Genomic DNA, 20,679 nt, shown 5'->3' with positions numbered 1-20,679 from the left:
GTCAGGATCGATCATGAGTGACACCACTACCGCCGCCGAACAGCGCATTCCCGTCACCGTGCTGACGGGCTTCCTCGGCAGCGGCAAGACCACGCTCTTGAACAAGTTGCTGCGCCGGCCGGAGCTGGCCGACACCGCCGTCATCATCAACGAGTTCGGCGAGATCGGGCTCGATCACCTCCTGGTCGAGAAGTCCGACGACGAAGGCATGGTGACGCTGAACTCCGGCTGCCTGTGCTGCACCGTGCGTGGCGACCTGGTGCGCACCATGAGCGAGCTGTTCCTGAAACGCTCGCGTGGTGAAATCTCACAGTTCAAGCGCATGGTGGTCGAGACCACCGGCCTCGCCGATCCGGCCCCCATCCTGCACACGCTGATGACCGATCCGCTGCTGGCTTCGCGCTACCGCCTCGACGGCGTGGTGACGACGGTCGACGGCGTGAACGGCTCCAGCACGCTCGACAACCACGAGGAGGCGATCAAGCAGGCCGCCGTCGCCGACCGCATCCTGCTGACCAAGGTCGACATTGCCGAAGCCCCCAAGCTCGAGGCGCTGAAGCACCGCCTGCATCACCTCAACCCCGGCGCGCCGTTCCATACCGTGGCCACCGGCGAGATCGACCCCAACGAGATCCTCAACGCCGGCCTCTACAATCCCGAGAGCAAGACCGCCGACGTGAAGAAGTGGCTGCAGGCCGAAGCCTATGAAGGCAGCCATGATCATGGCCATGGGCACGGCCATCATCACGGTCACGACCATGGCCACGACCATGAGCACAAGCACGAGCATGGTACGCACGGCGAGCAGGACCCGCACGACGTCAACCGCCACGACGATCGCATCCGCTCCTTCTGCATGACCTTCGACGAGCCGATGAGCTGGTCGACGGTGGCCGCCGCCTTCGATGCGCTGGTGACCTATCGCGGTCCCGATCTGCTCCGCATGAAGGGCATCCTGAACGTCAAGGACACCGACAAGCCCGTCGTCATCCATGGCGTGCAGCACGTCTTCCATCCGCCCGCCACGCTCGACGCCTGGCCCGAGGGCGACGACCGCAAGAGCCGCGTGGTGTTCATCACCCGCGACATCGCCGAGAGCACCATCCGCAAGGTCTTCGCCTCGTTCTTCGACGCGGAGAAGAAGGGCTGGGGCCAGGAACAGTCGCAACAGCAGCAGTAGCCGGCGCGATGCGCCTGGTCTCGAAGGACCTTCGATGAAGCTCGCCACCATCCTGCACGACGGCCGGACGAAGGCTGCCCTCGTCGCCTCGGACGGCACGTCCGTCTGGCCACTCGAGGACCTGCTGGGACGCCCCGTTCCCGACCTTGCCGCCATCCTGGCAGTGCTCGACGAAATCAAACGGCGGCTGAAGCCTGCCGGGCCCGGCCTTCCGCTGTCGGCGATAAAAGTCGAGGCGCCGATCCCGCGACCGGCGCGCAATATCATGTGCGTCGGCAAGAACTACCACGAGCACGCCAGGGAGTTCACGAAGAGCGGCTTCGACAGCAGCGCCAGCTCCGCGGCGGACGCCATCCCGACCGCGCCGATCATCTTCACCAAGGTGCCGGAATGCGTGATCGCGAACGGCGCCGACATCCGCTATCCGGCGGGAGTCAGCGACTCGCTCGACTACGAGGCGGAGCTCGGCCTGGTCATCGGCCGCGGCGGACGCGGGATCTCGAAAGCCGACGCTTACAGCCACGTCTGCGGCTACACGATCATCAACGACGTCACGGCCCGCGACCTGCAGGGCAAGCACAAGCAATGGTTCCTCGCCAAGTCGCTCGACACCTTCTGTCCGATGGGGCCCTGGCTGGTGACCGCCGACGAGGTCGATCCGGCAAACCTCGCCGTCAAATGCTGGGTGAACGACGAACTGCGCCAGAACGCCAATACGCGCGACCTCATCTTCGACATCCCGACCCTGATCGAGACGATCTCGGCGGGCATCACCCTTCTGCCGGGCGACGTCATCGCGACCGGCACGCCGGCGGGGGTCGGGATCGGCTTCACGCCGCCCAGGTTCCTGCAGCGGGGCGACCGGGTGACGATCGAGATCGAGGGCCTGGGGCGACTGTCCAACAGCGTTGCCTAGCGGCGACCTCGCGCCATCTCTCAGTTGTGACCGTTCCGGCCTGTTCGATCCGCCGCAGCCATGGCATCAATTGGGGCAACGACTAAGTCCCGGGAGGACCTCATGCGCTTGATGGCGAAATTCAGTTTCGTGGTCTTGGCCCTTGCCGCGCTGTCGGCACCCGCCGCCGCACAACCCTATCCCACCAAGCCGGTGAAGATCGTCGTGCCCTTCGGGCCGGGCGGCCCGGCCGACGTCTATGCCCGGCTGATCGGCAAGGAGCTCAGCGACGTCCTGAAGCAGCAATTCGTCGTCGAGAACAAGCCGGGCGCCGGCGCCGTGATCGGCACCGACATCGTCGCCAAGGCGGCCCCCGATGGCTACACGCTGCTGATGATGTCGAACACCCACACCACCAACGAGACGCTTCTGTCGAAGAAGCCCTACGCGCTGATGCGCGACCTCGTGGCGGTGGCGCCGGTCAATTCGTCGGACCTGGTGATGGTGGTGAACCCTGCCGTGCCGGCCAAGACGCTGAAGGAGTTCATCGCGCTGGCCAAGGCCGAGCCCGGCAAGCTCTCCTACGCCTCGTCCGGTCCGGGCACGCCCTATCACATGGCGGGCGAGCTGTTCAAAGCCATGAGCGGCACCGACATCCTGCATGTCCCGCACAAGGGCAGCGGCGAGGCGCGCGCCAGCGTGATCGGCGGCCATGTCTCGATGATGTTCGACGCGGTTACTGCGATGAAGGGCCATGTCGAGGCGGGCCAGGTGCGGGCACTGGCGACGACCGGCATGACGCGCTCGGCCGTGATGCCCGATGTGCCGACGGTGAACGAGGCGGGCGTGCCTGGTTACGAAGCCACGATCTGGCTCGGCATCATGGCGCCGGCCGGCACGCCACCCGAGATCGTGGCGAAGCTCAACGCCGAGATCGGCAAGATCATCGCCCGGCCGGCGATCCGCGAAGCCTGGGCCAAACAGGGCGCGGTGCCGATGACCATGACGCCCGCTGCCTTCACCACCTACATCCAGGGCGACATCGACAAGTGGGCGAAGGTCGTCGAGAAGTCCGGCGCCAAGGTCCAGTGATCAAGGTGCAGTGAGCGGATGAAGAAGCTCAGGATCCTGAGCGGCGGCGCCGCCCAGGGGTTGGTGGAAGCGCTGCGGCCCTCCTTCGAAGCCGAGACTGGCTGCAGTATCATGGGCACTTTCGGCGCTGTGGGCGCCATGCGCGCCCGCCTTCTGGGCGGTGAACCGGCCGACCTCGTGATCCTGACCCGGGCGCTCATCAAGGGGCTGGCCCACGACGGCCACGTCGCTGGTGCGACCACGGCCGATCTCGGCACGGTCGAGACCGCCGTCGCGATCCGGCGCGGCGACGCGGCCCCGGCGGTCGGCGATGCCAACGCGCTACGCGATGCCCTGCTCGACGCCGACGAGATCCATTTCCCGGATCCCGAGCAGGCGACCGCCGGCATCCATTTCGCCAAGGTGCTGCGCGACCTCGGCATCTGGGACACGGTCGCCGCGCGCCTGGAGATGGCGCCGAACGGCGCGACGGCGATGCGCGCGCTCGCTGCCTCGTCTGGCCGCCGTCCCATCGGCTGCACGCAGGCGACCGAGATCCTCTCGACGCCGGGCATCGTGCTGGTCGGCTCGCTGCCGCCCGGCTGCGCGCTGGCCACGGTCTACACGGGGGCGATTGGCGCCAAAGCCGAGGCGCCGGCCGAAGCGGCGCGGCTGCTGGCGCTGCTGACGGACGCCGGCGGGCGCGAGCGGCGGCGACAGTTGGGGTTCGGCTGAGGGCCCCGCAAGATGACTAGATAGGAAGCAGGCGCGGCCCTGTGCGCAACGCTTCATCGGAGTGTCTCCCCTCCCCCCGGCCCTCCGTGCTAGGCCTAGGCCATGGCGAAAACCAAGGCTCCCGCGAATACCCCCGGCGGCGACAACAAGCCGATCCGTCACCTCTACCTGATCGACGGCTCGGGCTACATCTTCCGCGCCTATCACGCGCTGCCGCCGATGAACCGGCCCGACGGCACGCCGATCAACGCCGTGTTCGGCTTCTCCAAGATGCTGGTGCAACTGCTGGAGGATCCCGAGGTCGACCATGTCGCCGTGATCCTCGATGCCGGGCGCACCACCTTCCGCAACGAGATCTATCCCAAGTACAAGGCGCAGCGGCCGGAGCCGCCGGAAGACCTGATCCCGCAGTTCCCGCTGATCCGCGAGGCCGCCGCCGCCTTCGGCATGCCCAGCATCGAGCTGGCGGGCTTCGAGGCCGACGATCTGATCGCGACCTACGCCCGCATGGCAGTGGAGGCCGGCGCCACCTGCACCATCGTGTCGTCCGACAAGGACCTGATGCAGCTCGTGCGGCCGGGCGTCGACATGATGGACCCGATGAAGATGCGCAAGGTCGGGCCGGCCGAGGTCATGGAGAAGTTCGGCGTGACGCCCGACAAGGTCGTGGACGTCCAGGCGCTGGCGGGCGATTCGACCGACAATGTGCCGGGCGCGCCGGGCATCGGTGTGAAGACTGCAGCCCTGCTCATCAATGAATTCGGCGACCTCGAGACGCTCCTGAAGCGTTCGGCCGAGATCAAGCAGCCCAAGCGGCGTGAATCGCTGGAACAGAATGCCGAGCTGATCCGCATCTCCAAGAAGCTGGTGCAACTCAGGGACGACGTGCCGCCACCCGCCGATCCGGATTCCTTCGACAAGCATGCGCCCGATCCCAACGTGCTGCTGCCGTGGCTGGAGCAGCAGGGCTTCAAGAGCCTGATCGCCAAATTCACCAAGGAACTGGGCGAGGCTACCAACCCGGTGGCGCCGGCCGCCACGCCGGCCCCCGCGACGAAGGCCGAGGCCGCCGCCCCGAAACCCGCACCGAAGGCGCATGCCAAGTCGAACCAGCCCTTCACCGCCGCCGACTACGAGATGATCCAGAACGAGGCGCAACTCGCCGAATGGGTCGCCGAGGCCACGAAAGCCGGCGCGGTCGCCTTCGACTGCGAGACCGACGCGCTCGACGCCAACAATGCGGGCCTGGTCGGCGTCTCGCTCGCCCTGCTCGAGGGGCCATGGGGCGACGTGAATTCGACCCGGCGGCGGGCGGCCTACCTGCCGCTTGCGCACCGCACCCCGGGCGGCGGCGCGCAGGGCGCGCTCGATCTCGCCGGAGACGGCGGGACCGCGGACGGCGGGAAACTTCTCGAAGGTCAGATCGCGCTCAAGAAGGCGATCGCCGCGCTGAAGCCGCTACTGGAAGACCCGGCGGTGCTGAAAGTCGGCCAGAACATCAAGTACGACATGACGGTGTTCCGCCGCTATGGCGTCGAGATCGGCCCGGTCGACGACACGATGCTGATCTCCTTCGTGCTCGACGCCGGCAAGAACAACCACGGCATGGACGAGCTCGCCCAGCTGCATCTGGGACAGACGACGATCAAATTCTCGGACGTGGCCGGCAGCGGCGCCAAGCAGGTGAGCTTCGACCATGTGCCGCTCGACAAGGCACGCGACTACGCCGCCGAGGATGCCGACGTCACCATGCAGCTCTGGGCGCGGCTGAAGCCCAGGCTGGTGCCCGAGCACATGACGACCATGTACGAGACCATCGAGCGGCCGCTGATCCCGGTGCTGCTGGGCATGGAGACGGCCGGCATCAAGGTCGATGCGCTGAAGCTCAAGAACCTCAGCAACGATTTCGAGAAGCGCCTGGGCGAGCTCGAGACCGAGATCCACAAGATCGCGGGGCGCGAATTCAACGTCGGCTCGCCCAAGCAGCTGGGCGAGATCCTGTTCGACGAGCAGAAGCTGCCCGGCGGCAAGCGCAACAAGAACGGCTCGTGGGCGACCGACGCCTCGGTGCTGGACGATCTCGCGGCCCAGGGACATGCACTGCCGGTCAAAATCCTGGAACATCGCCAGCTCGCCAAGCTCAAGGGCACCTATACCGACGCGCTGGTGCGCCAGGTCGACGCCAAGACCGGCCGCGTGCACACCTCGTATCACATGACCGGCGCCGCCACGGGCCGGCTCGCCTCGACCGATCCCAACCTGCAGAACATCCCGGTGCGCTCCGAGGAGGGCCGCAAGATCCGCCAGGCCTTCATCGCCGAGAAGGGCCACAAGCTCTTGAGCGCCGACTATTCCCAGATCGAGCTGCGCCTGCTGGCGCACGTGGCCGACATCGCCTCGCTCAAGGAAGCTTTTGCACGCGGCGAAGACATCCACGCCATCACGGCGAGCGAGATGTTCGGCGTGCCGGTCAAGGGCATGGACCCGCTGGTGCGGCGGCGCGCCAAGGCGATCAACTTCGGCATCATCTACGGCATCTCGGCCTTCGGCCTCGCCAACCAGCTCGGCATCGGCCAGCAGGAGGCGAAGGAATACATCGCCAAGTACTTCCAGCGATATCCCGGCATCCGCGACTACATGGAGCGGACCAAGGAGTATGCGCGCAAGCATGGCTACGTGCTGACGCCGTTCGGCCGCAAGATCCACCTCAAGTACATCAACGAAAAGGCGCAGGGCCTGCGTGCCTTCGCCGAGCGCGCGGCGATCAACGCGCCGCTGCAGGGCGGCGCCGCCGACATCATCAAGAAGGCGATGATCCGCGTGCCGGCGGCGCTGGCCGGGGCGAAGCTCAGGGCCCGGATGCTGCTGCAGGTGCACGACGAGCTGCTGTTCGAGGTGCCCGACAAGGAGCTCGACAAGACCAAGCAGGTGGCGCGCACCGTGATGGAGGGCGCCGCCAAACTCTCGGTGCCGCTGGTCGTCGATACCGGCGTCGGCGACAACTGGGCCGCCGCGCACTGACATTGGGGAGGGAAAGCGAGCAATGAAGATCTGGGGTCGTGCCAATTCGATCAACGTGCAGAAGGTTCTGTGGGCGGCCGACGAGTGCGGTCTCAAATACGAGCGCACCGACGTCGGTGGGCCGTTCGGCGGCAACGACCAGAAATGGTACCTCGACATGAACCCCAACGGCGTCGTGCCGACCATCGACGACGGCGGACGCATCATTTGGGAGAGCAATTCGGCGGTGCGCTACCTCTCGGCCAAGTATGCCGCCGGCACGCTGTGGCCGCAGGATCCAGGGGCGCGCAGCGAGGCCGACCGCTGGATGGACTGGCAGCTCAGCACCATCTCCGAGCCCATGCGCATCGCCTTCTGGGGCCTGGTGCGCACCCCACCGGAGAAGCGCGACATGGCGGCCATCAGGAAGGCCGCGGAGGACGCCGGCCGGCTGTTCGGCCGGCTCGACGGCTGGCTGACCGGTCGCCGCTACGTCGGCGGCGACCACTTCACCATGGGCGACATCCCGGTCGGCTGCTTCGCCTATCGCTGGTACGCGCTCGATATCGAGCGGCCGGAGCTCAAGAACCTGAAAGCCTGGTACGAGCGCCTCTCGACGCGCCCGGCCTATGCCAAGCACATCATGGTCAAGATGACCTGAGCAGTCCGATTTGCAGGTTCAGCAGGTTTCGGCTATATTTTTCGTCATGATGGGAGACGCCCGCCGGAGAGATCCGGCGGGCGTTTTTCATGGTCCATGACGGACCGTTTGGCCGCCGATTTTCCAGACACTCAATCTTCAGCAGCGGCCGGCCCCCGTGGCACAGTTCATCAGGGGGCGATTGCACAGCCGGATCAAGGACTTGACCCGGATTTTTGGCACAGGCGGCGGGACACTCGATGGCACAACGAGCTGTGCCGGGAAATGGTCCACCCGCGGCGCTACTTGCGCTTCGGCAGCTTCGCCATCTCGGCCAGGATCGCCCGGTCGATCACCGTGAACAGGTAGGCGTCGGGCGCCAGGGTGCAGCCGCCGCGGACCAGGAGCGCGATGTGGGTCCCCAGATCGCCGTCGGGGACGACCACGCCGCGATAGGCCGCGGCATGATTGGCAAGGTACGTCGCCAGCATCTTGCGCGGCTCCGGCGCCATGGCGTGCGCCTCCTTGCAGGTGATGTAGGCGGCCTGGTCGAAGTTGGTCGGAGCGACCTGGGCCTGCGCGGCGGTCGACGCGAGGAGCAACGCGCCGGCAACGAAGAGGGTTCTGGAGGTCATGGTGGCGCTCCCGCTCACTTGCTGTTGCCGATGGCGGTGCCGCCGAGATAGCCGACCGCGCCGCCGATCAGGCCGGCGCCGACCACCGCGCCGAAGCTGCCGCCGGTCACCAGGCCGATGCCGGTGCCCGCCGCTGCGCCGACGATGGCACCGGTCTGGCCGTCCGACAGGCTCTGGTTGCAGCCGCCCAACATGCCCGCCACGACGAACAGCGCGAGGATCTTGGTCTTGATCATGACTCTCTCCCGGAAAGGCCCCTCATGGGGGCGTCATATCGGCCTTCGTCCAGTCCTTGTCCGGATTGAACGTCGCGATGGCTGCCGCGCGCTGCGCTGTCTCGGGCCCGAGATCGCGCTGGTAGACGTCGCCGCTCTGGCTGACGATGAAGGTCATCACGCCGGTCTCGCCGTAGCGCACCGGCCAGGCGATGGCGGCGAAACCGCCGATCATGCGGCCGTTGACGATGTAGTCACGGGCACCGCCCGGCGCCGCCGGTCCCTGGGCATAGAGCAGGCGGAAGTTGTAGCCGTAGTGGCCGTCGGGTGTGCTCGAGCCGGCCTGCGCCTTGGCCACGGCCGGACCGAGCGGACTCGGCGGCTGGCCGGCCGGCGCCTCCCAGTAGAGGCCGTCCTTCTTGCCCGGCGAACTCAGCAAGCGGCGGGCATAGGCCGGCGCGCCGGTCTTCATCGGGTCGAGGGCGGCGTAGTCGCGCTGGGCATCGACGAGCGCCAGCATGGTCTGGATGACGGCGAGTTCGTCGCGGCCGATCAGGCGAGCCCACATTTCCTGGCGGCCAGCCTCGAGGTCGAAGCGCCACTCCGCGCCGTCCTTCACGATCGGGACGGGCAGTGTCCAACCGGCCTTGCCGACCTCGACCACGGCCTTGGTGCCGTCCGAGACGGCGACCTTGTGGCTTTCGTCCCAGGCAGCGAGATAAGCGGTGCGCCGGCGATCGCGCTCATCGAGATCGGCCGGCACGAAGTCGCGCCAGCCGGCGCCGAACATCGCCGCTATCGCCTTCACATTCTTGCTGCGGACCGCAGCGGTGAGGGCGTCCGCCGCCGCCTCGGCGGTCGGAAAGCCCTGGGGCTTTGCCGCCGGCTGGGCCACCGCCGTGGCGGCGAGGCCGGCGACCAGGGCGAGCGCCAGAAGGCCGCGGCGCAGAAGTGAACCGTTCATCGCCGACCTCCGCGGCCGCCGCCGCCGCCAAAACCACGCCCGCCCCCGCTGTACGAACTGCCGCGCTGCGACTCGCGATTGACCTGCTGACCGCGATCGACGCCGTTGAAGGCGCCGCCGCTGCGGCCCTCCGACGCCGGCCGGGTGCCGGCCCCAGACCGTTCTCCGGCCCGCTCGCCGGCGCCGGTGCGCTCACCGCTGCCGGCACGCTGCTCGGCGTTGGTGCGGGCGGCGCCGTCGCGTTGGCCGGCCTGGCCGCCGCGCAGTTCGTTCTGGAACTGCTGGCCACGATACTGATCGCGCTCCGCCGAGCCCGGCCGGTTCTGGCCGTATTTCTGCTGCAGCGCCGGGTCGCGATAGGGCACGCCGTCGCGATGGGCGGCGTCGTGCGACCAGGTGCCGTTGGCGTAGTGGTTGGCGTTGAAGTTGTTGGCGCTGATGCTGGTCGCACGGTTGACGTTGACGTAGGTGTTGCCGTGGTTCCAGTTCCAGCCGCCGAACATGGCGGCACCGGCGGCGAGGCCGACGCCGAACATCATGCCGGTCATCAACGCCGCGCCGTAGTTGGGCGGCGGCGGATAATACGGTGGCGGATAGGCCGGATAGGGCCACGGCCCGTAGGCCCAGGCCGGATTGTAGTACGGCACGTAGATCATCTCGGGATTGGCCGGCTCGATCACGATCGTGCTGCTGCCACCCGTCGCCGCCGGCTGCGTCGTCACCTTCTGCTGCGGCGTGGTCTTGAGGTTGCCGGCCGCCGCCGCCTTGGCCCGCAGGCGCTGGACGGAATCGGCCACGTCCTTCTGCTGCGCGATCATCGCGTCGCCGACCTTCTGGGTCCAGTCGAGCTGGTCGTTCATCATCTTGAGGACCTGGGGGAAGGCGGTCAGCGACTTGACGCTGACATCCCAGCTCTTGTCCTTGACCGCGGCCACCGCCGCATCGCCCTTGAGGGCGGGGTTGGCCGCCGACCAGCGCGCCGCCTCGACCACTTCCAGCGGATAACCCGCGGCCATCAGGGTCTGCGCCAGCAGCGCGTCGGGATAGAGCGCGATCGGCGCCAGCATCTGGTCGAGCTGCTCGGGCGTGTAGGGCTTGGCGGCACTCGCGGTGCTCTGGGCGTGCAGCGAACGGAGCGGGGCAAGGGCCAGCATGGCCGTCGACAATGCAAGGAGTTTGCGCCGTTCCATGTGCTTCTTTTGCCTCTCGAACTCACGCCATTACGCAGCGGCACACTACCTTTGAATGGCACTTCGCGTCCAGCGCGCGGCGCTTCACACGAGGCGATAAACCTGTTCCGGCTCCTCGCGACCCTTGACGTGGCGCAGTTCGGGTGTGGGCAACTCCCCCAGCGCTTCCGGGTGCTTCATGGCGGCAATGGTGTCGCCGCTGACCAGGACGATCACGTCCTCGTCCTCGCGCATGAACTCCTTGCCGAGCTGTTCCAGGCGCTGCGCGACATTCACCGTGTCGCCCACCACGGTGTAGTTGACGCGGCCCGGTGCTCCGATGTTGCCGACCACGACCGGACCGGAATGCACGCCGATGCGCAGGCGGACGGGCGTCTTCCCGACGGCAGCGCGTTGCAGATTGTCCTCGCGGATCACGCGCGCCATCTCGAGCGCCGCATGGACCGCATGGTCGGCGTGGTCTTCCATCTTGGAGAGACCGCCCCACACCGCCATCACGCAGTCGCCGATATACTTGTCGATCACGCCCTGGTCCTGGTCGATGCAGGCACCGAGCAGCGCGAAATGATGGTTGAGCATGTCGGCCGTCTCCTGCTCCCGCAGGTCCTCGGCCTGTGGCGTGAAGCCGACGATGTCGGTGAACATCACGCTGACGTCGCGGCGGCGCGAAACCACCGCACTTTCGCCGAGCTCCATCAACCGGAAGACGAGCCGATGCGGCACGTAGGCGCCGAACCACTTCAGGGCGCCGCGGGCCTTGTCGAGGCTTTGCCCGGCGTCGTCGATCTCGCGCAGACGCGAGCGCTTGTGCAGCGGATGCTCGAATTCCAGCCGCTCGATCGACTCGGCCGCCGAGGTGATGGTGCGAATCGAGCGCGCCATGCTGAGACCCATCAGCAACGCAAGCAGGATCGCGACGGCCAGCGAGGCGGCGCCGACGATGGCACCGTTGGTCAGCCGGTCGAGATCGCCGGTTGCTTCCTCGAGCGGGTAGTACTGGCCGACCAGCCATGGATCGGGGCCATAGCGCCGGATCTCGCGGTAGACGAACACCCATTGCCGCCCCTCGGCAAAGATGACGCGACCGAAGCTGCCGAGCGCCTTGTCGATCCGCGCCGAGCGCACCGGCGGGTCCCAGAAATTCGCGAGGACCGGGTCGCCCACTTCCTTGATGGTGGGCAGCGGTTTCTCTTCGGAGAGGCCGAGACCGCGCGGATCGACCAGACGGCGGTGCGCCAGGACCTTGTCGCGCCCGACCAGGATGAAGTAGCGGCCTTCCGTACCCTGGCTGGCGTCGCCGATCAGATAGGAAAGGTCGCCGACCGCCACGGTGGCGATCAGGCCGCCGATGAAGGCATCGTCGATGCGGCGCACCGGCGTCCGCACGTTGAGCACCGGCTGCTTCAGCTGCTCGCTCCAGAACAGGGCGCCCCAAAAGGTGCCGTGCGACGTCTGCAACTGGCGAAACCGCTCCATGCCCTGCGGCAGGTTGACCAGCGAGAGGGTATCGCGCGTTACCTGCCCGTCGGGATGGCGCGTGGCGCGATGGAGCTGGAGGTCGAGGGTGGCGAAGGCCGCAGCCGAGACCGCCGGCACGCGCGCCATCATCACGGCCAGCGCCTCGCGCACGGCGACCGGCGACTCGATGTCGATGCGGCCGGCGGCGGCGAGGGCGGCAATCAGCTCGAGATGGTCGGCAACGGGATCGAGCCGGCTGCGGATCATCGCCACCTGGGCATCGACGACACGCTCGGCCCGATCGACCAGCAGCCGCTCGGCGGTGCCCGTGGCGCCTGCCAGCACCGCGATGTAGGCAATGCCCGATATCAGCGCCAACGAAGCGAACGCCAGCGCGAGCGCCGCGATCAGCGGCAGGCGCCAGGGCCGGCGAGGCAGAACCGCGACCGGGACCGCGACCGAAGGGGATGCGTCAGGAAGGTTGCTCAAGCCCGACCATCATACGGCGTCCCACGGTCCGACGCGACCATGGGGGCGACCGTGTGACGGCGGTCAGGCGGCGGCGCGGATTGCGGCCTGGTTCACCTTGCCGTCGACGTGGCTCTCGAACTGCTGGAAGTTGGCCTCGAAGCGCTTGGCGACGTCGCGAGCGGCGCTGTCGTAGGCTTTCTTGTCTTTCCAGGTGTTCTTGGGGTTCAGCACCTCGCCCGGCACGTCCGGGCAGGCGCTGGGCACCTGCATGCCGAAGTGCGGATCGGCCACCGAGGCAACCGTCGCCAGCGTGCCATCGAGCGCGGCGCGGACCATGGCGCGGGTATGCCGGATCGACATCCGCTCACCGACGCCGAAGCCACCACCCGACCAGCCGGTGTTGACCAGCCAGCATTTGACATGCTGGCGGGCCATCTTCTCGCCCAGCATCTTGGCGTAGACCGTGGGATGGCGCGGCATGAAGGGGGCGCCGAAGCAGGTCGAGAAGGTGGCCTGCGGTTCGGTGACGCCCTTCTCGGTGCCGGCAACGCGCGCGGTATAGCCCGAGAGGAAGTGATACATCGCCTGCTCGGGACTGAGCTGCGAGATCGGGGGCAACACACCGAAGGCGTCGGCCGTCAGCATGACGATGTTCTCGGGCGTGCCGGCGATGCCGGAGGTCGAGGCATTGGGAATGAAATCGAGCGGATAGCAGGCGCGGGTGTTCTCGGTGTGCTTGCCATCGTCGAGATCGAGCCGGCCGCTCGCCGGATCGTGCACGACGTTCTCCAGCACCGTGCCGAAGCGCTCGGTCGTGGCGTAGATCTCAGGCTCGGCCTCGCGCGAAAGCTTGATCACCTTGGCGTAGCAGCCGCCCTCGAAATTGAAGAGGCTGGTCTCGCCCCAGCCATGCTCGTCGTCGCCGATCAACGTGCGCGACGGATCGGCCGACAGCGTCGTCTTGCCGGTGCCCGACAGGCCAAAGAAGATCGCCACGTCGCCCTTCGGCCCGAGGTTGGCCGAAGCGTGCATGGGCAGCACGTTCTTGTCGGGCAGCAGGTAGTTCAGGATGGTGAAGACCGACTTCTTGATCTCGCCGGCGTACCAGGTGCCGCAGATCGCCACGACGCGATCGGTGAAATTCACCAGCACCGCGCAATCCGATGCCGTCCCATCGAGTGCCGGCTCGGCCTGGAAGCCGGGCAGGTTGAGGATGGTGAAGTCGGGCTTGAATCCCAGAAGCTCGTCGGGCCTCGGCCGCAGGAACATGTTGCGGGCGAACAGATTGTGCCACGCCGTCTCGTTGATCACGCGCACCCCGATGCGGTGCGCGGGATCGGCGCCGGCCCAGCAGTCGCGCACGAACAGGTCGCGGCGCTGGGCATAGGCGAGCATGCGGTTGTAGAGGGCGCGATAGCGCTCCGGGGAGATCGGTTTATTGGTCTTGCCCCAGTCGATGCGGCCCTTGGACTGGCCGTCCTCGACAAAGAACTTGTCGTTGGGCGAACGGCCCGTATGCACACCGGTGCGCACCACGAAGGCGCCGCCTTCGGCCACCGTGCCCTCGCGACGACGGATCGCCTCCTCGTAGAGCGAGGGAACCTGGAGGTTCCAATAGACGTTACCCGGGTTCTTCAATCCGAGCGTCTCTAGTCCAACTTTGGGAACGACGAAGCCCGCCTGATGCACGGCGTTTCTCCCGGTTTGTACGGCTGATCCTATGGCGCCCTATGCGCTACTGGTGTGGCCAAGGGGTGGCAAGGGGCTGCGACAGTTAGTTTCGGGGATCATGTGGATCAGCTACCGCACCTGCGAAGGCCATCCCGCGGCGCGGAATCAGGCGGCGGCAGATCAGGCCGCCCTGGCTCGGCCAACCAGGGAGACCAGCACCTTGCGCGCCTCGGCGGCGTTGGTGAGCGGTTGATCGAACGGCAGCCGGGCAACTCGTCCGGCCTGCCGCAGGTCGATGCCCTCGGCGTCGATCCCCGTCATCCGCCAGTCGCTTCCCGGCAGCCCCAGCAGCTTCTGGGCGTAGAGTTGGAGGGCGTCGGCGTGGTCCTGGTTCATGTGACTGACGATACCAGCTTCGCTCTCGGCCAGGCCGGCCGGCGCCGGTCCAGGCAGCAGGTCGGCCGCATCCAGCCAGCGGATCTTGCCGAAGCCGGCAACCAGATGGGCCCGATCCAGGGCGATCCGGTAGAAGTGGAAGTCCTTGAAGCCCGCGTACATCGCGGCGTCCGGATGGCGGGCGAGAAAGCGCTGGCCGAGCCGTTCGTCGGTGGTCCTGAGGGCGCGCCCGAGCAGCGTGACCCTGGCACCGGTCAGCGGTTGGTCGAGGCCGCCGGTGCCGTCGAAAAGCAGCGACACCCGACTATCAGAGCTGATGGCCTTCGTATGCTCGGCCAGGTCGCTCAGCAGCAGGACCGGCGACAGGTCGTGATCGACCGCCACCAGCACCAGCGAGGCATAGGGCCAGGCGGCACCTCTTTCGCCTCCCGGGGGAGGCGGCAGGGCGGTTGCGAGGGTGGCGCGATCGAGTCCGCGCAGCAGGGCGCGGACCGTGCGTGACATATCTTCAATCATTTCGGGGCAAAACAGCCTTAATTCACGGATATCGATGGCCGATCGTGGCAGCGGCGGCAACGCCCCGGTCGTGTTACCATTCAACCACTATCCGCCTTGCCTGTCAGGAGAATCCACGCCGTGCGCAAGAACATCGCCCTCGTCGACGACGACCGCAACATCCTCACGTCTGTGTCGATGCTGCTCGAAGCCGAGGGCTTCCAGATCAAGACCTACAATGACGGCGCCTCGGCACTGGAAGGCCTCAACCAGGCGCCGCCCGACCTCGCGATCTTCGACATCAAGATGCCGCGCATGGATGGCATGGAGCTGCTGAACCGCATCCGCAAGACACAGCACTTCCCGGTAATCTTCCTCACCTCCAAGGACGAGGAAATCGACGAAGTGCTGGGACTGCGGATGGGCGCCGACGATTTCATCCGCAAGCCGTTCTCGCAGCGCCTGCTGCTCGAGCGTATCCGCGCCGTGCTGCGGCGCGCCGACACGGGCACCGCCAAGGGCGAGACCGCCGCCGAGCGCGTCGTGCGCGGCGAACTGGTGCTCGATCCCAGCCGGCATCAATGCACCTGGAAGGGCAAGGAGGTGCACCTGACGGTCACCGAGTTCCTGCTCCTGAAGTCGCTCGCCGAGCGGCCTGGCCACGTCAAGAACCGCGACCAGCTGATGGATGCCGCCTACGGCGAGACGATCTACGTCGACGATCGCACCATCGACAGCCACATCAAGCGGGTGCGCCGCAAGTTCCGCGAGGTCGACGGCGAATTCGAGCAGATCGAAACGCTCTATGGCATTGGATACCGATACCGCGACGCCTGAACCGGGCCGGCGCCAGGCGGCGCGACAAGCGTTCGGTTCGCGATTGGTGGCGGCGCTCGGCCGGCTGATACCGGCCGGTTGGCGCGCCCGTGCGCCCTCGCCCGCAGCCGAATCGCCGTCGTTGTTGCGGCGCAGGCGCAGCGAACGGCGTCATTCCCCGCTCACCCGCCGCATCCTGCTTCTCAACATCGTGCCCGTGGCCCTGCTGACGCTAGGCGCCGTTTACCTCAGCGACTACGAGGACGAGCTGATCGACGCCGAGCTCGCCTCGCTGCTGGTCCAGGGCGAGATGGTGGCAGCAGGTATCGGAGAGGTCGCCGTGGTCGGCGGCGAGGCCACGGTCAACCGGCTGGACGCCGATGCCGCGCGTCAGCTTCTGACCCGGCTGGTGCGTCCGACCGGCGTGCGGGCCCGCCTGTTCAGCGAGACCGGCGACCTTCTGGGAGATTCGGATTTTCTGAGCGAGGTTGGCCGCATCCACAGCGTCCCGCTGCCGCCGCCCGAGGCGCCTGCCGTCAGCGAGATCCCCGTCGCCGACAAGGTGAGCGACTGGATTGCCCGGCAATTGTCGCGGGCAGACCGTTTTCCGGACTATGTCGAACGCGCGACACCCTCCGTTCGCGACTATCCGGAGGCCGCGAGCGCACTGCGCGGGTTCAATGCATCGGCGGTGCGTATCGCCGCCGACGGCCGTCTGATCATGAGCGCCGCGGTGCCGGTGCAACGCTACAAGCAGGTGTTGGGGGCGCTGATCCTCACCCGGGACAATCGCGCTATCGCCGCCTCCTTGCGGCAGATCCGCTACGACATGATGACCATCGCGGCGGCGGCGCTCGGCATCACGGTGCTGCTCTCGCTCTATCTCGCCGGCACCATTACTCAGCCGATCGTGCGGCTGGCGAGGGCCGCCGACGAGGTGCGTCTCGCGCGGGAGAACCGGCCGGAGATTCCCGACCTTGGAAAGCGCGGCGACGAGATCGGCGACCTGAATGATGCGCTGCGCTCGATGACCAACGCGCTTTGGCAGCGCATCAACACCATCGAGAGCTTTGCCGCCGACGTGGCGCACGAACTCAAGAACCCCCTCACCTCCTTGCGTTCCGCCATCGAGATGGCGGCGCGGCCGGACCTCGACGCGGAACGCCGCGACAGGCTGATGGCCATCGTGATGGACGACATCAACCGACTGAACCGGCTGATCTCCGACATCTCGGATGCCTCGCGTCTCGACGCCGAGCTGATGCGCGGAGAGGTGAAGGCCGTCGACCTGCACGGCCTCCTGGCCGACATGGTCGGTCACTATGCCGCCAGCACCGCACGCAAGGCCGGCGTCGAGATCGATTTCCGGGTCGCCGCCAACCCGCCGTTCGCCGCGCACGGCCACGACGGCCGTTACGGCCAGGTGTTTCGCAATGTCATCGACAATGCCTTGTCGTTCGGCCCACCCAACTCGCGGATTGTGGTCGAACTGAGTCGCGAGCCGCGCGGCGGACCTTTCGTCGTCACGATCGACGATGAAGGGCCGGGCATTCCCGAGGAGAATCTCGAATCGATCTTCGAACGCTTCTACTCGGAGCGCCCGATCGAGCACTTCGGTCAGCATTCGGGACTGGGCCTCTCGATCTGCCGGCAGATCATGGAGACCTACGGCGGTTCGATCGCCGCCAGCAATCGCCGCGCACCGGATGGAAGGATTCTGGGTGCGCGCTTCACGATCCGCATTCCCGCCGCCAACACCCGAAAATGACGATGCTCGTGCACGCGACCTGCGTCGCCCTTCGGCCCCTTGGAACGTCGTCGGGCCGGACCTGGCGGGCGGTGTTGCTGCGCGGGCCCTCGGGCGCCGGCAAGTCCGATCTCGCGTTGCGCCTGATCGAGGCGGGCGGCCGCCTCGTGGCCGATGACCAGACCCGCCTCACCCGAAGCGGACGCACCCTGATCGCGACTGCCCCGGCCACGCTCGCCGGCCTGATCGAGGTGCGCGGCGTCGGCATCGTGAAGCTCGCGCAGGGGCAGGTGCTGGCGCGGGCGCCGCTGTCTCTGCTGGTTGATCTGGCGCCGGCCGACCGCATCGAGCGGCTGCCCGACTCGGCCAAGGAAAATCTGCTGGGCGTCGATCTGCCCGTGCTGGCGCTGGCGCCGTTCGAGGTCTCGGCCGCGGCCAAGTTGCGCCTTGCCGTGGCGCAAATCGAAGCCGCATGATCGCCGCTGTCCAGCCCATGCCCGACAGCCCGTCCCCTTCGTCCCAGATCGCCGCAAGCGTACGGCGCCGGTTCGTCCTGGTGACCGGCCTGTCCGGCGCCGGCCGGATGACAGCACTGAATGCACTCGAGGACATGGGCTACGTCGCGGTCGACAACATGCCACTGCCGCTGCTCGGCGACCTGATGCGTTCGACCGCAGGTGGTTCGGGCACGACCGCCCCGCCGTTGGCCTTCGGTGTCGATACCCGCACGTTCGGGTTCGACCCGCAGGAACTGGTCCGCCGCGTGCGCAAGCTGCGTCAGCGTCCCGACCTCGACGCGAAGCTGCTGTACCTCGAATGCGATACCGAAGTGCTTCAGCGCCGCTACACCGAGTCGCGTCGCCCCCATCCGCTGGCGCCCGACCGGCCGGTGATCGACAGCATCGTGGAGGAACGCCGGCAGATCGGCTGGATGCGCGATATCGCCGACCTCGTGATCGACACCTCGGCGCTGTCGCCACATGCACTCAAGCAGGTGCTCGCCGGCCACTTCGCCCTGGGCCCACGCGTCGGTATCCGCCTGTCGGTGATGTCGTTCTCGTTCCGCCGCGGCCTGCCGCGCGAGGCCGACCTCGTGTTCGATGCGCGCTTCCTGAAGAACCCGCACTACGAGCCGGCCCTGAAACCGCTGACCGGCCGCGATCCTGCCGTTGCGTCCTTCATTGCAACCGATCCCGATTACGCCCCTTTCCTCAAGCATCTGAGGGGGCTTGTCGGGCCCCTGCTGCCGCGTTTTGACGCAGAGGGAAAGAGCTATTTGACCATTGCCGTGGGCTGTACCGGCGGTCGCCACCGCTCCGTGGCGGTTGCGGAGGCGCTGGCAGACTGGTTGCGCGGCGCCGGCCGCTCGGTCACTCTCACCCACCGAGACGCCGACGGGGCCGGGGGGCCGGGCGGTACAGGGTAAACCGGACGGGGACGGATGATTGGTATCGTACTGGTGACCCACGGCAATCTGGCGCGTGAGTTTTTGGCCGCGCTCGAACATGTCGTTGGTCCGCAGCAATGCGTCTCGACAGTCTGCATCGGCGCCGACGACGACATGGAAAAGAGGCGCGCCGAGATCCTCGAACGGGCTCGTGCCTGCGATACGGGTGAAGGCGTCATCGTGCTGACCGACATGTTCGGCGGTACGCCTTCCAACCTCGCGATCTCGATCATGGAGCAGGCGCACATCGAGGTGCTGGCCGGCGTCAATCTGCCAATGCTGGTCAAGCTCGCCAGCGTCCGCACACGGCCGATCGCCGAAGCCGTGCGCATGGCCCAGGAGGCCGGCCGCAAGTACATCACCGTCGCCTCGCGCATCCTGGCCAAGGAAGCCTCGTGAACGAAGCCGCGTCTTTGGGCGCGGCCGACGCCGGCGTCGGGACTCTCCGCCGGACCTTGGGGATCGCCAACAAGCGCGGCCTGCATGCCCGCGCCGCTGCCAAGTTCGTGCGCACCGCCGGCCAGTTCGATTCGGTCGTGCGCGTCAGTTTCAAGGGCGAGGAAGTGTCCGGCCTGTCGATCATGGGGCTGATGATGTTGAGCGCCGGCATCGGCTGCGAAATCGAACTCGTCTGCTCGGGCCGCCAGGCGGCGGAGGCCATGGCCGCCCTTTCCGCCCTGGTCGAGGGCAAATTCGGCGAGGATTGAGCCGGACGGCCCGGCGGCATAAAGCGCCGGTTATCTGCCCATAAATTCTTGCTTATATGCGCATACGGCGCGTTGAGGCGGTGCCGGGCCGCTGATATGACACGCCCGCTTCCCCCTCAGCCGCACTTCAGGAGCGCCACATGGCCCAGGATTACATCGTCAAGGATATCGGGCTCGCCGACTGGGGCCGCAAGGAACTCGACATGGCCGAGACCGAGATGCCGGGCCTGATGTCGATCCGCAAGGAATACGGGCCGAAGAAGCCGCTGAAGGGTGCCCGCATCGCGGGGTCGCTGCACATGACCATCCAGACCGGCGTGCTGATCGAGACGCTGAAGGCGCTGGGCGCCGACGTGCGCTGGGCCTCGTGCAACATCTACTCGACGCAGGACCATGCCGCCGCGGCGATCGCCAAGGCCGGCACGCCGGTGTTCGCAATCAAGGGCGAGAGCCTCGAGGAATACTGGGACTACACCCACAAGATCTTCGAGTGGGGCGACGGCGGCGAGCCGAACATGATCCTCGATGACGGCGGTGACGCCACCCTGCTGGTCCATCTCGGTGCGCGGGCGGAGAAGGATGCCTCGCTGATCGCCAAGCCGACCAACGAAGAGGAGGAAGTCCTCTACAAGGCGATCGCCAAGACCAACAAGGCCAAGCCCGGCTGGTATGCCAAGCTCGGCAAGTCGATCCGCGGCGTGACCGAGGAGACGACGACGGGCGTGCATCGCCTCTACAACATGGCGAAGGAAGGCAAGCTCCTGTGGCCGGCCATCAACGTGAACGACTCCGTCACCAAGTCGAAGTTCGACAATCTCTACGGCTGCCGTGAATCGCTGGTCGACGGCATCCGCCGCGGCACCGACGTGATGATGTCGGGCAAGGTGGCGATGGTCGCGGGCTTCGGCGACGTCGGCAAGGGCTCGGCCGCCTCGCTGCGCCAGGC

At 67.1% G+C, this 20,679-nt stretch carries 20 protein-coding genes; 13 read left to right on the top strand and 7 right to left on the bottom strand.

All coding sequences use genetic code 11. From position 1 onward, the window contains the following. The first annotated feature begins 13 nt into the window (after positions 1-13). The 6 genes from EPO55_RS00605 to EPO55_RS00580 all read left to right on the top strand — a co-directional run bounded on the left by EPO55_RS00605 (position 14) and on the right by EPO55_RS00580 (position 7,542). A complete protein-coding gene (locus EPO55_RS00605) occupies positions 14-1,180 on the top strand; it encodes a GTP-binding protein (RefSeq protein WP_296334437.1) in 1,167 nt (388 codons plus the stop codon). A 34-nt stretch (positions 1,181-1,214) separates the two neighbouring features. Further along, on the top strand, positions 1,215-2,096 hold the full coding sequence (locus EPO55_RS00600) for a fumarylacetoacetate hydrolase family protein (RefSeq protein WP_296334436.1): 882 nt from the start codon (positions 1,215-1,217) through the stop codon (positions 2,094-2,096). Positions 2,097-2,207: 111 nt separating this feature from the next. Then, positions 2,208-3,167 (top strand): tripartite tricarboxylate transporter substrate binding protein, encoded by a 960-nt coding sequence (locus tag EPO55_RS00595; RefSeq protein WP_296334435.1) that lies wholly within the window; start codon positions 2,208-2,210, stop codon positions 3,165-3,167. A gap of 18 nt (positions 3,168-3,185) precedes the next feature. After that, positions 3,186-3,881: a substrate-binding domain-containing protein gene (locus EPO55_RS00590; RefSeq protein ID WP_296334434.1), complete on the top strand. Its 696-nt coding sequence runs from the start codon at positions 3,186-3,188 to the stop codon at positions 3,879-3,881. 102 nt (positions 3,882-3,983) lie between these two features. After that, positions 3,984-6,902, top strand: a complete 2,919-nt coding sequence (polA, locus tag EPO55_RS00585; protein WP_296334433.1) for a DNA polymerase I — start codon at positions 3,984-3,986, stop codon at positions 6,900-6,902. 22 nt (positions 6,903-6,924) lie between these two features. Next, positions 6,925-7,542: a glutathione S-transferase gene (locus EPO55_RS00580; protein ID WP_296334432.1), complete on the top strand. Its 618-nt coding sequence runs from the start codon at positions 6,925-6,927 to the stop codon at positions 7,540-7,542. A 281-nt stretch (positions 7,543-7,823) separates the two neighbouring features. Here the strand turns inward: EPO55_RS00580 and EPO55_RS00575 are convergent, their stop codons facing one another. From EPO55_RS00575 to EPO55_RS00545, 7 genes are all read right to left on the bottom strand, one after another. Next, complete coding sequence (locus tag EPO55_RS00575; RefSeq protein ID WP_296334431.1) at positions 7,824-8,156, bottom strand: hypothetical protein; 333 nt, start codon at positions 8,154-8,156, stop codon at positions 7,824-7,826. A 14-nt stretch (positions 8,157-8,170) separates the two neighbouring features. Beyond that, positions 8,171-8,392 (bottom strand): hypothetical protein, encoded by a 222-nt coding sequence (locus EPO55_RS00570; protein ID WP_296334430.1) that lies wholly within the window; start codon positions 8,390-8,392, stop codon positions 8,171-8,173. Between the two features lie 22 nt (positions 8,393-8,414). Next, positions 8,415-9,335, bottom strand: coding sequence for a DUF2950 domain-containing protein (locus EPO55_RS00565; RefSeq protein WP_296334429.1), 921 nt, complete (start codon positions 9,333-9,335; stop codon positions 8,415-8,417). Continuing rightward, positions 9,332-10,525 (bottom strand): DUF3300 domain-containing protein, encoded by a 1,194-nt coding sequence (locus EPO55_RS00560; RefSeq protein WP_296334428.1) that lies wholly within the window; start codon positions 10,523-10,525, stop codon positions 9,332-9,334. Before EPO55_RS00560 ends, EPO55_RS00565 begins: the two co-directional genes overlap by 4 nt. A gap of 84 nt (positions 10,526-10,609) precedes the next feature. Then, positions 10,610-12,472 carry an adenylate/guanylate cyclase domain-containing protein gene (locus tag EPO55_RS00555; RefSeq protein WP_296334427.1) on the bottom strand — a complete coding sequence of 621 codons (1,863 nt, stop codon included), beginning with the start codon at positions 12,470-12,472 and terminating at the stop codon, positions 10,610-10,612. A gap of 63 nt (positions 12,473-12,535) precedes the next feature. Then, a complete protein-coding gene (locus EPO55_RS00550; protein ID WP_296334426.1) occupies positions 12,536-14,143 on the bottom strand; it encodes a phosphoenolpyruvate carboxykinase in 1,608 nt (535 codons plus the stop codon). A 162-nt stretch (positions 14,144-14,305) separates the two neighbouring features. Further along, a complete protein-coding gene (locus EPO55_RS00545) occupies positions 14,306-15,025 on the bottom strand; it encodes a DUF2470 domain-containing protein (RefSeq protein WP_296334425.1) in 720 nt (239 codons plus the stop codon). 132 nt (positions 15,026-15,157) lie between these two features. Here EPO55_RS00545 and EPO55_RS00540 point away from each other — a divergent pair, with 132 nt between their 5' ends. The 7 genes from EPO55_RS00540 to EPO55_RS00510 all read left to right on the top strand — a co-directional run. Then, a complete protein-coding gene (locus tag EPO55_RS00540; RefSeq protein ID WP_296334424.1) occupies positions 15,158-15,853 on the top strand; it encodes a response regulator transcription factor in 696 nt (231 codons plus the stop codon). After that, positions 15,822-17,600, top strand: a complete 1,779-nt coding sequence (locus EPO55_RS00535; protein WP_296334423.1) for a stimulus-sensing domain-containing protein — start codon at positions 15,822-15,824, stop codon at positions 17,598-17,600. Before EPO55_RS00540 ends, EPO55_RS00535 begins: the two co-directional genes overlap by 32 nt. A gap of 2 nt (positions 17,601-17,602) precedes the next feature. Beyond that, positions 17,603-18,055, top strand: a complete 453-nt coding sequence (locus tag EPO55_RS00530) for an HPr kinase/phosphatase C-terminal domain-containing protein (RefSeq protein ID WP_296334422.1) — start codon at positions 17,603-17,605, stop codon at positions 18,053-18,055. After that, a complete protein-coding gene (rapZ, locus tag EPO55_RS00525; RefSeq protein ID WP_296334421.1) occupies positions 18,052-19,005 on the top strand; it encodes an RNase adapter RapZ in 954 nt (317 codons plus the stop codon). Before EPO55_RS00530 ends, rapZ begins: the two co-directional genes overlap by 4 nt. 15 nt (positions 19,006-19,020) lie before the next feature. Continuing rightward, positions 19,021-19,425, top strand: a complete 405-nt coding sequence (locus tag EPO55_RS00520) for a PTS sugar transporter subunit IIA (protein ID WP_296334420.1) — start codon at positions 19,021-19,023, stop codon at positions 19,423-19,425. Then, positions 19,422-19,733 carry an HPr family phosphocarrier protein gene (locus EPO55_RS00515; protein ID WP_296334419.1) on the top strand — a complete coding sequence of 104 codons (312 nt, stop codon included), beginning with the start codon at positions 19,422-19,424 and terminating at the stop codon, positions 19,731-19,733. Before EPO55_RS00520 ends, EPO55_RS00515 begins: the two co-directional genes overlap by 4 nt. Before the next feature lie 140 nt (positions 19,734-19,873). Beyond that, positions 19,874-20,679: adenosylhomocysteinase (locus EPO55_RS00510; protein WP_296334418.1), on the top strand; the 806-nt coding region annotated here is incomplete at its 3' end.

Origin of the sequence: Reyranella sp. (genome assembly GCF_004296935.1) — a bacterium.
Lineage (GTDB): Bacteria > Pseudomonadota > Alphaproteobacteria > Reyranellales > Reyranellaceae > Reyranella.
This window is presented reverse-complemented; position numbering and strand designations above follow the sequence as displayed.